The organism is Ectothiorhodospira haloalkaliphila ATCC 51935, assembly GCF_000633935.1.
Taxonomy (GTDB): Bacteria; Pseudomonadota; Gammaproteobacteria; order Ectothiorhodospirales; family Ectothiorhodospiraceae; genus Ectothiorhodospira; species Ectothiorhodospira haloalkaliphila.
On the sequence record NZ_KK214997.1, the window covers coordinates 221,519 to 234,458 of the forward strand.

Genomic DNA, 12,940 nt, shown 5'->3' on the forward strand with positions numbered 1-12,940 from the left:
GGTGGGAGGCCCGGTACTTTGCCAGGATATGTCGCCCCGTGCCACAGCCCCCTACCCCGACCCCACCGCTCTGCAGCGGGCTGAATACTTGTCCAACCCCCGCGTAATCGTTATCTTGCGCGGATGCAAAGCGTCGACAAGATCATCACCCCCCGCTGGATCGTGCCAGTGGAGCCGGACGAGACGGTGCTGGAAGGCTACAGCCTGGTGGTTCACGAGGGTCGCATCCTGGACCTGCTACCGACCGCAGAGGCGGAAGCACGTTATCACGGTGAAACCCATCGTCGCCTGGCTCAGCACGCCCTGATCCCCGGCCTGGTGAACGCCCACACCCACTCTCCCATGACCCTGCTGCGCGGCCTGGCCGATGATCTGCCGCTGATGGACTGGCTGCAGAACCATATCTGGCCCGCCGAGGGACGTTTCGTGGGTGAGGCCTTTGTCCATGACGGCACCCTGCTGGCGGCAGCGGAGATGCTGCGCGGTGGCACCACCTGCTTCAACGACATGTATTTCTTCCCGGAGACCACCGCCCAGGTCAGCGGCCAGGTGGGCATCCGCGCCGCCATCGGCCTGATCGTGATCGACTTCCCCAGCGCCTGGGCGTCGCAGGCATCCGAGTACATCGAGAAAGGGCTGGACATCTTCGACCGCCACAAGGGCGAAAGCCTGCTGTCGTTCTGCTTTGCTCCGCATGCGCCATACACCGTGGCCGATGAACCCCTCAAGCGCCTGGCCACCCTATCGGCAGAACTGGACATTCCCGTGCACATGCACGTGCATGAGACGGCTCACGAGCTGGAGGAATCCAAGGCCCGCTTTGGCGTGCGCCCCCTGGAACGTCTGGCCCGACTGGGGCTGTCCGGTCCCAACCTCATGGCCGTGCACATGACCCAGCTGGAAAGCGGCGAGATCGCGCACCTGGCCGGTGCCGGCACCCACGTAGTACATTGCCCTGAATCCAACCTGAAGCTGGCCTCCGGTTTCTGCCCGGTACAGGCCCTGGTGGAAGCGGGGGTGAATGTGGCCCTGGGCACCGACGGCACAGCCAGCAACAACGACCTGGACATGTTCGGCGAGATGCGCACCGCCGCCCTGCTGGCCAAGGGCGTCAGCGGCAACGCCGCCGCACTACCTGCCCATACCGCACTGCGCATGGCCACCCTCAACGGTGCTCGCGCCCTGGGCCTGGCCGATGAAATCGGATCCCTCACCCCCGGCAAGAGCGCGGACATGGTCGCCGTCAATCTGGGCGAACTGGAAAGTCAGCCCGTGTATGACCCCGTCTCCCATCTGGTGTATGCCGTGGGTCGTCACCAGGTCAGCGATACGTGGGTGGCAGGCCGCCCGTTGTTGCGGGATCGCCAACTCACCACCATTGATGACACTCAGCTGCGCCAACGGATATCCAGTTGGCAAACCCGTATTGCAGAGGCCGACTGAGCCGCCCACCTGACCCGTGATAACAACTCCCATGTCCGAGATACACACGAACGTCGACGCCGCCGAGATCGCCAAGTTCGACGAGATGGCCCACCGCTGGTGGGATCCTGAGGGCGAATGCCGCCCCTTGCACGAGATCAACCCGCTCAGGCTGGACTATATCGACGAACGCACCGGTGGCCTGCAGGACCAGAAGGTGCTGGATGTGGGCTGCGGCGGCGGTTTGCTGTCGGAGGCCATGGCGCGACGTGGCGCCCGGGTCATGGGTATCGACATGGGTGAAAACGCCCTGGGGGTGGCCCGCCTGCACCTGCTGGAATCCAGCCTGGAAGTGGACTACCGGCAAAGTTCCGCCGAGGCACTGGCTGCGGAAATGCCGGGCCAGTTCGACGTGGTCACCTGCATGGAAATGCTGGAACACGTCCCCGATCCGGGCTCGGTGCTCGATGCCTGTGCGCGTCTGCTCAAGCCGGGCGGCCATCTGTGCGTGGCCACCCTGAATCGCACGCCCAAGTCGTTTGCCATGGCCATTCTCGGTGCTGAATACCTGATGCGCATGCTGCCGCCGGGCACCCATGAATATGCCCGATTCATCCGGCCCTCCGAAATGGAGGCCTGGATGCGGCAGGCCGGGTTATCCATGCGCAATCTCACGGGCATGCACTACGACCTGATCAATCGCAGCTACCGCCTGGGTCCGGGCGTGGACGTGAACTACCTGGCCCACGCCGTGCGGGAAGCGTGACCCTTGCGCACCATCCTGTTCGATCTGGACGGCACACTGGCCGACACCGCGCCGGACCTGCACCACGCCCTGCACTGCCTGCAACAGGAACGGGGCCTCACGCCCCTGCCCTTCGAGCAGGTGCGGGATCATGTTTCCCATGGCAGTGCGGCCCTGGTGACCCTGGGGTTCCCCGAAGCCGCCGGGGCGGTATTCGATGGCCTGCGTGAGCGCTTTCTGGAGATCTACTCAGCCCACCTCCATCGGGAAAGCCGACTTTTCCCCGGCATGCAAGAGGTCCTGGAAGCCATTGAATCCCGAGGCATGAACTGGGGGATCGTCACCAACAAGCCGGCCTTTCTGACCGACCCCCTGCTGCGCTCCATGGGTCTGTATGATCGCGCTGCCACGGTCATCAGTGGCGACACCACCGCTGAACGCAAGCCCCACCCCATGCCCATGCTGCTGGCCTGCGAGCAGTCCGGGAGCACGCCCGAGCAGTGTCTGTATATCGGCGATGCTCACCGGGATATCGAGGCGGGCCGGGCCGCGGGCATGCGCACCCTGGTGGCCCGCTACGGCTATATCGATGCCACCCAGAATCCGGACGCCTGGGGCGCTGATGGCTTCATCCAGCACCCCGTTGACATCATGGACTGGCTACCGGCACCGGTGGGACTCGGACAGGCGTCGTGACCACGCATAACGAAATGGGCCTCAGGGCTTAGCAGGCACACGCTCACAAGGAACATCCAACCCATGCTCACAAGCCGTCCCGCTCTCAGGATCATCACCGCCCTGCTCGCCCTCGCGGTGATCATCACGGCCTGGATCATGGTCATCGATACCGGACAGGGTGTGGAGCAGCGCCAGCTGCAGCGCGATGGAGTGCCCGTCACCTTGCTGCTGCCGAACGATGCCAGCCATGCCCCCGGCGTCGTGGTCGCCCATGGTTTTGCGGGCTCCGCCCAGCTCATGCGCAGCTGGGGCCTGGCGCTCGCCGACGCGGGCTTCGTCGTGGCCCTGCCCGACCTGAGCGGGCACGGGCGCAACCGAGCACCACTGGACTGGTGGAACGACCCCGAGCAATTCCAGCGTGACGTACAGTCGGCCCTGGCATTATTGGGCGAACAGCCGGAAGTGGATGCCAGGCGACTGTCCCTGCTGGGGCACTCCCTGGGTGCTGGTGCGGTGATCGACGCGGCCATGGACACCGTCCAGCCAATCCAGGCCGTGGTGGCAGTCTCCCCAGGCCAGAGCGAGGTCACCCCGTCCAGCCCACCCAATCTGCTGCTGATGGCCGGGGCCTGGGAAGGACCATTCCTGGAAGCAGCACAGAACCTGCTGGAAAAAGCGGGTGGCCCAGGGGGGGACCCCACCACAGGCACTGCCCGGGCCCTTGAAGTGGTTCCCGGCGTGGAACATATCGGTGTGCTGTTCAGCCCCCAGGCGCACGCAGCCTCCATTCAATGGCTGGCGCAGGTATCGGAAATCTCCCCACAGCCGGCCACCAGGGTCAGCCCCATGCTCTGGTGGTTGCTGAACCTGGTGGGCATCATCGTCCTCTGGCGTGCCCTGGCCCCGCTTTGGGTGGATGACGATCGGCTGCGCCTGGATACGGCTCAGGCACAGGCCCATGGGCGCACCCGACGCCCCCTGGTACGCGCCGCCATCAGTGGTGCGCTGGCCACCCTGCTGCTCATCGGCATTGGGGAGATCATCTATCTGGACGGGATCGGCGGAATCCTGGTCAGCCCCCAGTTTGCCCTGTGGCTGGCCCTGGCCGGGGGCATCTGGCTGGCGCTGGGTACCCGGCCACCCCGGCCGGAATGGCCTGACCTGGCGTGGGGTCCCATCATGCTGGGTGTGCTGGTGTTGGGCTTTGGCGTGATGGGGGCCGCGCTCTGGCTGGCCTGGTGGCCGCCCCTGCATCGACTGCCGTATCTGCCCATCCTGACCCTGCTGATCCTGCCCTGGGCCATCGCGTTTGCCACGGCGCTGCAGGGACGCGCCGGCTGGCGAGGACTGGGTGTTGGTCTGGGTGTGGCCCTGATCACCATGGTCACGGTGGGAGTCGCCGCCGCCCTGGTGGATGGCATGATGTTCCTGTTGATCATCCTGCCCCTGCTGCCGGTGATGCTGGCCCTGCCCCTGCTGGTCAGCCGACCGGTTCAGCGGCCCTGGGCGGATGGCTTCGCCCTGGCTGCCTTCCTGGGGTGGACATTGACGGTGATGTTCCCCCTGATCTGACCCCCCGTGGGAGCGACCCTGGCCGCGAGAGCCCGGCTACGGCGGACACCGCCATTCGCCGGCAAGGCCGGCTCCCGCCATCAGGACTCGCACAGAGGAGGACAGGGCTTGGTTCAGCGGGGAGTCAGGGTACCGCGCAGGGCCGACACATCCCCGGCGCCGCTGGCAAACATGGCCGCCCGCAACTCCCTGAGCACCTGCGCGATGAATGCGTCCAGTGCTTCGGGCCCTTGGGCGGCCTTGATCAGAAACGGTCTCGCCATGGCGGCTACATCCGCCCCCAGGGCCAGAGCCTTGGCTACGTCCAGCCCGGTACGAAGGCCACCGCAGGCGATCAGAGGGAGGTCTGGCGCCACCCGCCGGACATTGACGATACTCTCGGCGGTGGGAATCCCCCATTCACCAAAGACCTGGCCCAGGTGTCTCTCCCCCTCGCCATCGGTACACAGGGCCTCCACTCGGGCCCACGACGTGCCGCCGGCACCCGCGCAATCCACGCCGGCCACGCCACAGGCCAGCAGCTCCCGGGCGGCGCCTTCGCTCAGCCCGAAACAGACCTCACGGGCAAACACCGGGACGCCATCAGCAGCCAGCTCCTCACAGAGCCGGGCCAGCCGGCCGGCCAGACCGCGAAAATCCAGATCGCCCCCCTGCACTGCCTCCTGCATGGGATTGAGATGCACGAATAGGGCATCGGCCCGGATCATCTCCACAGCCCGTCGGGCCTCGGCGCCCCCCCAGCCCTTGACCAGTTGTGCCCCGCCAATATTGGCGAAGAGCACCGCATCCGGGGCTTCCTCCCGAAGCTGGAAATAGCGAGCACGGGACGGATCCTCGATGGCCACCCGCTGACTGCCCACACCCATGGGCAACCCCCAACGCTGAGCCGCTGCCACCAGGATGCGGTTGAGCTCATGGGTACGCGCATCGCCCCCCGTCATGGGGGCAATCATCAGGGGGGCCCGCAGGATGCGACCGGCCAGCGAGACGGACAGGTCAATCTCGTCCAGGCACAATTCAGGCAAGGCCTGGTTGAGCAGGTCATAGCACTCAAGTCCAGTGGACTTGCGATAGCCCACCGGTCCCGAGAGGCATACGTCCAGATGGCGCCCCTTGGATTCGGGATCCCGGCAATCGTCGCCAGCGGGTTCGTGCGTTTCAAACCCCATGCATCACCGTAGCCTGCGCCAGAGGTCAGCCAGATGGGCCAGCAGACCTGCAGATAACCACAAGGATATCCAGGGCCAGTCGGCACCGGTCAGGGCCGCACGCAACGCCAGCAACAGAAAGCCCCCGGCCAGCAGCGTGGTCACAATCACATCCGCAGGAAGTCCGCGCCCCGTGCGACGATGCCACCAGAGGAGCAAGGCCCCCTCCAGCAGCATCGCCAGCAGGATGAAATCAACAATGCGACCGTTGGCGAAGAGTTCCGACATGCGCGCCTCAAGGCCGGATCACACCCGGGACAACCCGAGCAGATGCCCCATGTCCTTGAAGAAGATGCGGATGTGGGCAAGAGGCTTGGCCTTGACCAGCTTCTTGTACATATAGGCCTGCCAGGTGAGTTCCTGTACGTCCTTGTCCTGACAGATGGCCACAAACCGTTCGCGGCGCTTGTCACTGCTATACCAGAAGCGCTGCATGATTCCCAGGATCCAGAACACCTGCCCGTGGGCCTTCATGAAGCGCTTGCGTGCCTGCTTGAGCATGGCCGGGTTGCCGGAGTCCAGGAAGGACGCCACCGCCTCGCCAGCCAGACGCCCGCCGAGCATGGCATAGTAGATGCCCTCACCGGAGGCGGGTGCCACCACACCGGCGGCATCACCTGCCAGCAGCACGTCCTTGCCATTGTCCCAGCACTTCATGGGGTACAAGGGAATTGGCGCGCCCTCACGACGCAGGGTCTCGCAATCCTCCATGCCCGAAGCCTTGCGCAGATCCGCCACAGCCCCCTTGAGGGAAAAGCCCTTGTGGGCCGAGCCCACGCCGACGCTCACCGTGTCGCCGTGGGGGAACACCCAGGCATAGAAGTCCGGTGACAGCTTGCCCTGGTAATACACATCACAACGCTCAGGATCGAATTCCGCGTCGTTGGCGGTGGGACGGCTGATGATCTCGTGATAAGCAGCCACATGGGGGATCTTGTCGGCACCGGGAACCTCCTGGCGGGCCACCGTGGAGCGTGCGCCATCGGCGCCGATCACCGCCCGGGCGCGCACACCCACCTCTTCGCCCGACTCATCCTTATACCGGACGATGGCCGTGCCATCGCTGTCACGATCGATCCGCTCATAGGTGCCGGTGCGTCGCTCGGCGCCACCTTCGGCGGCACGCTTGCGCAGCCACTCGTCGAAAGTCTTGCGATCCACCATGCCCACGTAACCTCCCTGGATGGGCATGTCCACCTTGCGGTCCTTGGGCGAGAACATGCGGGCGCAGCGGATCTTGGCCACCAGCACCGACTCGGGGAGATCGAACTCGGTCATGGTTACCGGCGGGATGGCCCCGCCACAGGGCTTGATACGCCCACCACGATCCAGCAGCAATACCTTGCGGCCCGCGCGGGCCTGATCGTTGGCCGCGGTCGCCCCCGCAGGGCCACCGCCCACGACAACAATATCAAAGGTCTGTGTTTCAGCCATTACATTCACCTGTTCCGGTTGCCACGACGCCCAGGGTCGCCGCAGGGAAGAGTGCGCCCCGGGGAGCGCCACGATGGAGACTGTACCTGAGGGTGCCGCCTTTCCGGTCACCCGCACGGTCTCTGTTACCCGCGCGAAAGGGTATCAGGGACGGGATCAAGGAAAGATGATCAAGGACATGTGGGGCATGCACCGAGCCCGGTTGCGGGGCCCTGATGGACGAACGGTCGTCACGGGAGACGGGCATGGCCCTCGCTGAAGCGGGGCGCGCCGCCTGCAGATAGGCGGCGGGGACCGGGAACGGCGCCTGAATCAAGCTCCGTTCGCCTGCCCAATCGGCCCTCACGACGCCATCAGGTCCATGCTGCCCAGGGCGAAGGCGGTCACCATCATGCCACTGACGTAGAGCGTGATCCCCGTGGCGTTATACCACGGAGCCAGTTCCTTGGGCCGCTTGAGCAGGCGCACCATCAGGCCGATCTGAACCACCAGCAACGCGGCCACGGCAGCGGCGTAGATGGGAGCCCCCCAGAGCAGCAGCAAGGCAACCACGAACAATTGAGGAATGGCCATCACCCAGCAGGCCAGCTTGGCGGCGCGATCCACGCCCAGCTTGACCGGCAACGAGCCCAGGCCCATCTGCCGATCGCCTTCCACTGATTTGAAGTCGTTGAGGGTCATGATGCCATGGGCGCCGATGCTGTAAAGGAGAGCCACGGCAATGATGCGCCAGTCGGGGAAGACGCCCGCCATGACCACGACACCCGTGAACCAGGGAACACCTTCGTAGCATATGGCCACGGCGGAATTACCCCACCAGCCATTACGCTTGAGTCGGGTCGGCGGGGCGCTGTAGGCCCAGGCCAGGATCAGGCCGAAGACGGCAGCCAGGAAGCCCCACACACCCAGCACGGTCGCCAGAGCCAGCGAGGCCAGCGTCCAGATGATGGCCAGCCAAAGCCCCCATTGACCCGGGATACGTCCTGAGGGGATCGGTCGGTGGGGCTCGTTGATGGCATCCACGTGACGATCGAACCAGTCGTTCACCACCTGACTGGTACCGCAGATCAGCGGGCCGGCCAGCATGACACCGACGATGATCAGGACCCACCGTTCTCCCAGCGCCACGCCGGCGGAGACCACGCCGCAGGCGTAGGCCCACATGGGCGGAAACCAGGTGACCGGGTGAGTGACTTCGAGAATGGCACGGGGCTGAGGGAGCGACATGGCGGGTAAATTATACGCGCCCCCCCCTTTCGTCAAGCACCATTTACACCCCGAGGAAGCACCATAAGTAATGTCAGATAGACACCAATGAAAGGGCGTCGCAAGGCGTCTTGACGGAGGTCAAGTTTCAGAGCTTTTCTTCGTTCTCGTGAGCCAGGTGACCCAGCCCGTACCGGCGCAATTTCACGTAGAAACTCTGCCGGCTCAGCCCCAGCATCTCCGCCGCCGAGGCCCGATTGTCGTTGGTCAGTTCCAGGGCTGCCTCAATGCACAAGCGCTCGATCATGTCGGTGCTCTCGCGCACCAGGTCCTTGAGAGGTACCCGGCCCACCAGCTCGGTGAGCTGTTCCACGGAGCGCGGCCCATCCCGATTCACCATGGTCTCGCGAGCCAGGCGCGCGCCCACGTTGCGAATGGTAAAGCCCAGACAGGGCTCATCCAGGCCGAGCACGGCCACTGCGGAGATCTCCACCTCGGAGGCAGACCCGTATTCACCGCGCAGGGCCGTGGCAAACAATCTCACTGCACCGTGCTCACGCAGGTTGCCAATGAGCACCCCCAGGTCCACGCCTGGCCTCCCGAGCCAGCGACCCAGGGACTCCCCACGGGCCTGCTCCTCGGTGGGTAGTTGCGCCATTTCGAGGAAGGCCGGGTTGGCACTGTGAATACGGCCGCTCATATCGGTGACAACGAAGCCATCCGGCGCCCGCTCCACCATCTGGAGCACGCGGGAGGCACTCTGTGGCCCCACGGAGGCCAGGGCCTCGGAACGAGGACACCGGAGGCGTACAAGGAAATGCGAGGCGTTATCCTGGCGGAACAAGGAGGAAGAGATGATGAATTCCCGCTCGGCACCCAACGAGTGGACCAGGATATCCTCAGCCCGGCCGGTGGCACGCACGGTTGCCAGCATGTCCTGAACCACCTGCGTATTTTCCAGGTCGAAACCTTCCGGAAAGACCCGTCCGACCAGTTTATGGGGCGAATCCCCCAGGAGCTCCCCCGCCGCAGGATTGGCTTCCACCACCTTGTGGGTGGCCGCATCCATGATCAGCACGGCCTCGGAAGACACCTGAAACAGAAGGCGATAGCGGGTTTCGGCGTGGCGCAGGCGCGCATACTCCCGCTCCATGGACTGTTGCGCCTCCACGAGGCGGCGTTGCAGCGCCGCCACGCCTCGCAGATCCCGCCCCATGGCCACCACGCGCCCGCCCTCCCCCACCTGAATGGCAGAGTACATGACCGGTACGTCGTGGCCACGGCTGGAGGGATGATTGACCTGGCGCCAGCGCACATTGGCCGGCGAGGAGGCATCACGAAGCAAGGCCTCGATCTTGCCCCGACTCTCCACAGTGACCGTATCCACCCATGGCTTGCCCACCCACTGCCCATACCCCTCCATGGTGAGGTCGTCACTTCCCAGGGCCAAATCCCGGATGATCCCCGTCTCGTCGAGCACCAAGGACACATCGGCCGCCGTAGCCACCAGGGAGGCGACTTCGTCGGGCTCCAGATCCCCGAGCACCTGCTTTGGGGCTTTGAACGGCTTCACGAGCTCCACGCTTATCGGTTTCAAATCCTGGTTGAAAACATCACATCGGGCCGAGGCCTTGCGAGAAACACCCCGCGCGTCGCGCCAGCATGGCTTCTGCCCGGCGCACTGCGGAGGCACCATCGGCGGCCGTTTCATCTGCACCGACCACTGAAACCAGTTGCGGGTTCTCGGTAAAGAGGCGCCCCCCCACGATGATCCCCACGGAGGCATTGCGGGAAACGCGCCGCACCCCGCGCACGGTGGCGGTGACCTTATCGAGCAAGGTCTGACAGCTCACCGAAAGAGCCACCACGTCAAACCATTCCTGGCGCACCAGATGGTTCAGGTCCCGCGTGGACAGGGATGGGTCGCACGTCACGTCCCAGCCCTCCCGACGGAAGAATTCGGAAATCATCATCAGGCCGAAGGTATGTTGCTCCCCGGGAATGGGAGACATGAGAATGCGCTTGCCACCCGATTGCTGCAGGGCCAATTCCCCTTCAAACGCCCCTCCCAACTCCCGGAGAACGTGCTGCAGGCGACAGAGCCCCACCGTCACTTCGGTGAAATCGGCCTGATCCTCTTCCCACAACTCGCCCAACCGCTTCGCGGTGGGGGCCAGCAGGTGCACGAACACACTTTCAAGCGCCGTACCCTGTGTCCTCAGGGTTTCCACATAAGCCAGCGCTGCGGCGGCATCGTGCTCGATCACCATCCGCGAAAACTCTTCCACCACCGGTGCGCCAATGGGCACTGCCCCGGTGTGGCCGCCTTCCGAGGGGGCGTCCTGGGTTGTGCTGCCTGCCGGGGTCCTCTCGTCCGAGCGATGCGCCATCATCAGGCGCGGAATGATCTCGCCTTCGATCACATGGGAGAGTTCCTTGCGCATGGACTCTGGACACATTCCGTGGGTGCCTGGCACCGCCGACCGAGAGGCCCCATCCGCTCCTGCATCACGCCGAGTCGCAGCACTTCGGTCGGCCTCCCGTCTCGGGTTCGGCGAGGACTCCCCACCCTCGCGACCAAGCTGACGTCTCGCAGTGACCATACATCTCCCCCAAAGGCTGAAAGCGGACCGCCCGGAACGACGCGGCCTCCCATTTGCCCGGAAAACCCAACCACCGGTCCGGACATCATCAACGGAGGCAGTTTAGCAGGCCTGCGAACGTTTTCACCTACGAAAATCATGGTTACGACACCCGGGATTGTCAACCAATCCTTACGTCCAGCTTGATTGACAAAGCCGGGGGGCTTGTACAAACTCAGCGCACCACGTTGAGTTGACTGGAGAAATACCCGATGCAGCACGCCGGAGCCGGGGATCGCAAGACCCGCCCCCTGTACACCCCCGAGGAGCGTCGGCGGCGGGATGAAACCCCGTGGACCCTCGTGCAAGGCATACTGGCACCGTTGCAGTTCCTGGTCTTCATCGTCAGTACCTGGCTGGTATTGCGTTACCTGATGACCGGAGAAGGTCTCTGGCTGGCGCACGCCTCCATCGTCATCAAAACCCTCATCCTTTACACCATCATGGTGACCGGTGCCATCTGGGAGAAGGTGGTGTTCGGCCATTACCTGTTCGCCAAGGCCTTCTTCTGGGAAGACATGGTCAGCATGATGGTGATTGCCCTGCACACAATCTACATGGCATCCCTGTTCTGGAGCTTCCTGACCGTGGAGCAGCAGATGTATCTGGCACTGGTGGCCTATGCCGTGTATGTGGTGAATGCCGCCCAGTTCCTGATCAAGCTGCGTGCTGCGCGCCTGGGCGAAGCCGAGGCGAAACGGGCACAAGCCGCTGCTTCCGGCGGGGAATCTTCCAAATGACCGTTCCAGTGCAACCTTCCAGCAGCGCCGGTCCTGAGCAGACGGTGGACTTCAACATCATCCGCGAGCGCGGCCCGCATGCGGTTTTCTGCGGTCTGACCAGCATCATCTGGCTGCATCGCAAGATTCAGGATGCCTTTTTCCTTGTGGTGGGTTCGCGCACCTGTGCCCACCTGATGCAATCGGCGGCCGGCGTCATGATCTTTGCCGAACCCCGCTTCGGCACGGCGCTGATCGAAGAGCGCGACCTGGCCGGGCTGGCGGATGCCAACGAGGAACTGGACCGCGTCGTGGCGCGGCTGCTGGAGCGTCGCCCGGATATCCGCATGCTGTTCCTGGTGGGTTCCTGCCCTTCCGAAGTCATCAAGCTGGATCTTGAAAGGGCCGCCTCCCGCCTGTCCCAGCAGCACATGCCCCAGGTACGGGTACTCAACTACACCGGCAGCGGCATCGAGACCACTTTCACCCAGGGCGAGGACACCTGCCTCGCCGCCCTGGTGCCGGAACTCCCCCGGGAGACCGACGCCGATCCCGCCTCCTTGCTGGTGGTGGGTTCGCTGGCGGATATCGTCGAGGATCAGTTCACCCGCTTGTTCGCGGAGATGGGCATCCATGACGTGCGCTACCTGCCGGCCCGGCGTTCCGATCAATTGCCGGCGGTGGGGCCGAACACACGTTATATCCTGGCCCAGCCCTTCCTCAATGAGGCGGCGCGCGCCCTGGAGGGGCTGGGTGCCACACGTCTGTCAGCCCCGTTCCCGCTTGGGGTGGAAGGCACGACCGGGTGGTTGCGGGCCGCAGCCGATGCCTTCGGTGTGGATCCGGCGCTATTCGATAAAGTCACCGCACCAGGTATTGAGCGGGCACGGCGCGGTCTGTCTCATATTGCCGAGGAGCTCAAGGGCAAGCGCATCTTCCTGTTCCCGGACTCCCAGCTGGAAATCCCCCTGGCTCGCTTCCTGCACCGTGAAGCGGGCATGGAACTGGTGGAGGTGGGCACGCCCTACCTGCATCGCCAGCACCTGGCCGAGGAGCTGGCCATGCTGCCAAAGGACACCTGCCTGAGCGAAGGACAGCACCTGGACAAGCAGCTGGACCGCTGCCGCGAGGCACACCCGGACGTCGTGGTCTGCGGCCTGGGCCTGGCGAATCCGCTGGAGGCAGAAGGCATGACAACCAAGTGGTCGATCGAACTGGTCTTCACCCCGATTCAGGGCTACGATCAGGCGGCCGATCTTGCTGAACTGTTTGCCCGGCCGCTGATGCGCCGAGCCAAATTGAGGGTCTGATTTC

Annotated in this window: 12 protein-coding genes; 6 read left to right on the plus strand and 6 right to left on the minus strand. The window is 64.5% G+C overall.

The window, feature by feature from the left end; all coding sequences use genetic code 11:
- Positions 1-123: 123 nt before the first annotated feature.
- From ECTHA_RS0106960 to ECTHA_RS0106975, 4 genes are all read left to right on the plus strand, one after another.
- Positions 124-1,443 (plus strand): TRZ/ATZ family hydrolase, encoded by a 1,320-nt coding sequence (locus ECTHA_RS0106960; RefSeq protein ID WP_025281593.1) that lies wholly within the window; start codon positions 124-126, stop codon positions 1,441-1,443.
- Positions 1,444-1,474: 31 nt separating this feature from the next.
- Positions 1,475-2,188 (plus strand): bifunctional 2-polyprenyl-6-hydroxyphenol methylase/3-demethylubiquinol 3-O-methyltransferase UbiG, encoded by a 714-nt coding sequence (gene ubiG / locus ECTHA_RS0106965; protein ID WP_025281592.1) that lies wholly within the window; start codon positions 1,475-1,477, stop codon positions 2,186-2,188.
- 3 nt (positions 2,189-2,191) lie between these two features.
- On the plus strand, positions 2,192-2,863 hold the full coding sequence (gph, locus tag ECTHA_RS0106970; RefSeq protein WP_025281591.1) for a phosphoglycolate phosphatase: 672 nt from the start codon (positions 2,192-2,194) through the stop codon (positions 2,861-2,863).
- A gap of 63 nt (positions 2,864-2,926) precedes the next feature.
- On the plus strand, positions 2,927-4,417 hold the full coding sequence (locus ECTHA_RS0106975; RefSeq protein WP_025281590.1) for an alpha/beta hydrolase: 1,491 nt from the start codon (positions 2,927-2,929) through the stop codon (positions 4,415-4,417).
- 113 nt (positions 4,418-4,530) lie between these two features.
- On the opposite strand, the gene fni is transcribed toward ECTHA_RS0106975, so the two are convergent.
- The 6 genes from fni to ECTHA_RS17405 all read right to left on the minus strand — a co-directional run bounded on the left by fni (position 4,531) and on the right by ECTHA_RS17405 (position 10,709).
- A complete protein-coding gene (gene fni, locus ECTHA_RS0106980) occupies positions 4,531-5,586 on the minus strand; it encodes a type 2 isopentenyl-diphosphate Delta-isomerase (RefSeq protein WP_025281589.1) in 1,056 nt (351 codons plus the stop codon).
- Between the two features lie 3 nt (positions 5,587-5,589).
- Positions 5,590-5,853, minus strand: a complete 264-nt coding sequence (locus ECTHA_RS0106985) for a hypothetical protein (RefSeq protein ID WP_025281588.1) — start codon at positions 5,851-5,853, stop codon at positions 5,590-5,592.
- A gap of 18 nt (positions 5,854-5,871) precedes the next feature.
- Entirely contained in the window at positions 5,872-7,059 is a 1,188-nt protein-coding gene (locus ECTHA_RS0106990; RefSeq protein WP_025281587.1) for a geranylgeranyl diphosphate reductase, read from the minus strand.
- A gap of 342 nt (positions 7,060-7,401) precedes the next feature.
- Positions 7,402-8,286, minus strand: coding sequence for a chlorophyll synthase ChlG (gene chlG, locus ECTHA_RS0106995; RefSeq protein WP_025281586.1), 885 nt, complete (start codon positions 8,284-8,286; stop codon positions 7,402-7,404).
- Positions 8,287-8,413: 127 nt separating this feature from the next.
- The gene (ppsR, locus tag ECTHA_RS0107000; protein ID WP_025281585.1) at positions 8,414-9,838 is read right to left on the minus strand and encodes a transcriptional regulator PpsR; all 1,425 of its coding nucleotides are present in this window, start codon (positions 9,836-9,838) and stop codon (positions 8,414-8,416) included.
- Between the two features lie 40 nt (positions 9,839-9,878).
- Positions 9,879-10,709, minus strand: coding sequence for a cobalamin B12-binding domain-containing protein (locus ECTHA_RS17405; protein ID WP_025281584.1), 831 nt, complete (start codon positions 10,707-10,709; stop codon positions 9,879-9,881).
- 410 nt (positions 10,710-11,119) lie between these two features.
- On the opposite strand from ECTHA_RS17405, the gene bchF reads away from it, so the two are divergent.
- Positions 11,120-11,647 (plus strand): 2-vinyl bacteriochlorophyllide hydratase, encoded by a 528-nt coding sequence (gene bchF / locus ECTHA_RS17410; protein ID WP_025281583.1) that lies wholly within the window; start codon positions 11,120-11,122, stop codon positions 11,645-11,647.
- The gene (locus tag ECTHA_RS0107015; RefSeq protein ID WP_025281582.1) at positions 11,644-12,936 is read left to right on the plus strand and encodes a ferredoxin:protochlorophyllide reductase (ATP-dependent) subunit N; all 1,293 of its coding nucleotides are present in this window, start codon (positions 11,644-11,646) and stop codon (positions 12,934-12,936) included. The genes bchF and ECTHA_RS0107015 overlap by 4 nt, the downstream gene beginning before the upstream one ends.
- Positions 12,937-12,940: the final 4 nt, after the last annotated feature.

Excerpts from the sequence above, each read along its gene's own strand:
- ECTHA_RS0106960 (WP_025281593.1), top strand. The coding sequence starts at position 124 with ATGCAAAGCGTCGACAAGATCATCACCCCCCGCTGGATCGTGCCAGTG.
- ubiG (WP_025281592.1), top strand. The coding sequence starts at position 1,475 with ATGTCCGAGATACACACGAACGTCGACGCCGCCGAGATCGCCAAGTTC.
- ECTHA_RS0106975 (WP_025281590.1), top strand. The coding sequence starts at position 2,927 with ATGCTCACAAGCCGTCCCGCTCTCAGGATCATCACCGCCCTGCTCGCC.
- fni (WP_025281589.1), bottom strand. The coding sequence starts at position 5,586 with ATGGGGTTTGAAACGCACGAACCCGCTGGCGACGATTGCCGGGATCCC.
- ECTHA_RS0106985 (WP_025281588.1), bottom strand. The coding sequence starts at position 5,853 with ATGTCGGAACTCTTCGCCAACGGTCGCATTGTTGATTTCATCCTGCTG.
- ECTHA_RS0106990 (WP_025281587.1), bottom strand. The coding sequence starts at position 7,059 with ATGGCTGAAACACAGACCTTTGATATTGTTGTCGTGGGCGGTGGCCCT.
- chlG (WP_025281586.1), bottom strand. The coding sequence starts at position 8,286 with ATGTCGCTCCCTCAGCCCCGTGCCATTCTCGAAGTCACTCACCCGGTC.
- ECTHA_RS17405 (WP_025281584.1), bottom strand. The coding sequence starts at position 10,709 with ATGCGCAAGGAACTCTCCCATGTGATCGAAGGCGAGATCATTCCGCGC.
- bchF (WP_025281583.1), top strand. The coding sequence starts at position 11,120 with ATGCAGCACGCCGGAGCCGGGGATCGCAAGACCCGCCCCCTGTACACC.
- ECTHA_RS0107015 (WP_025281582.1), top strand. The coding sequence starts at position 11,644 with ATGACCGTTCCAGTGCAACCTTCCAGCAGCGCCGGTCCTGAGCAGACG.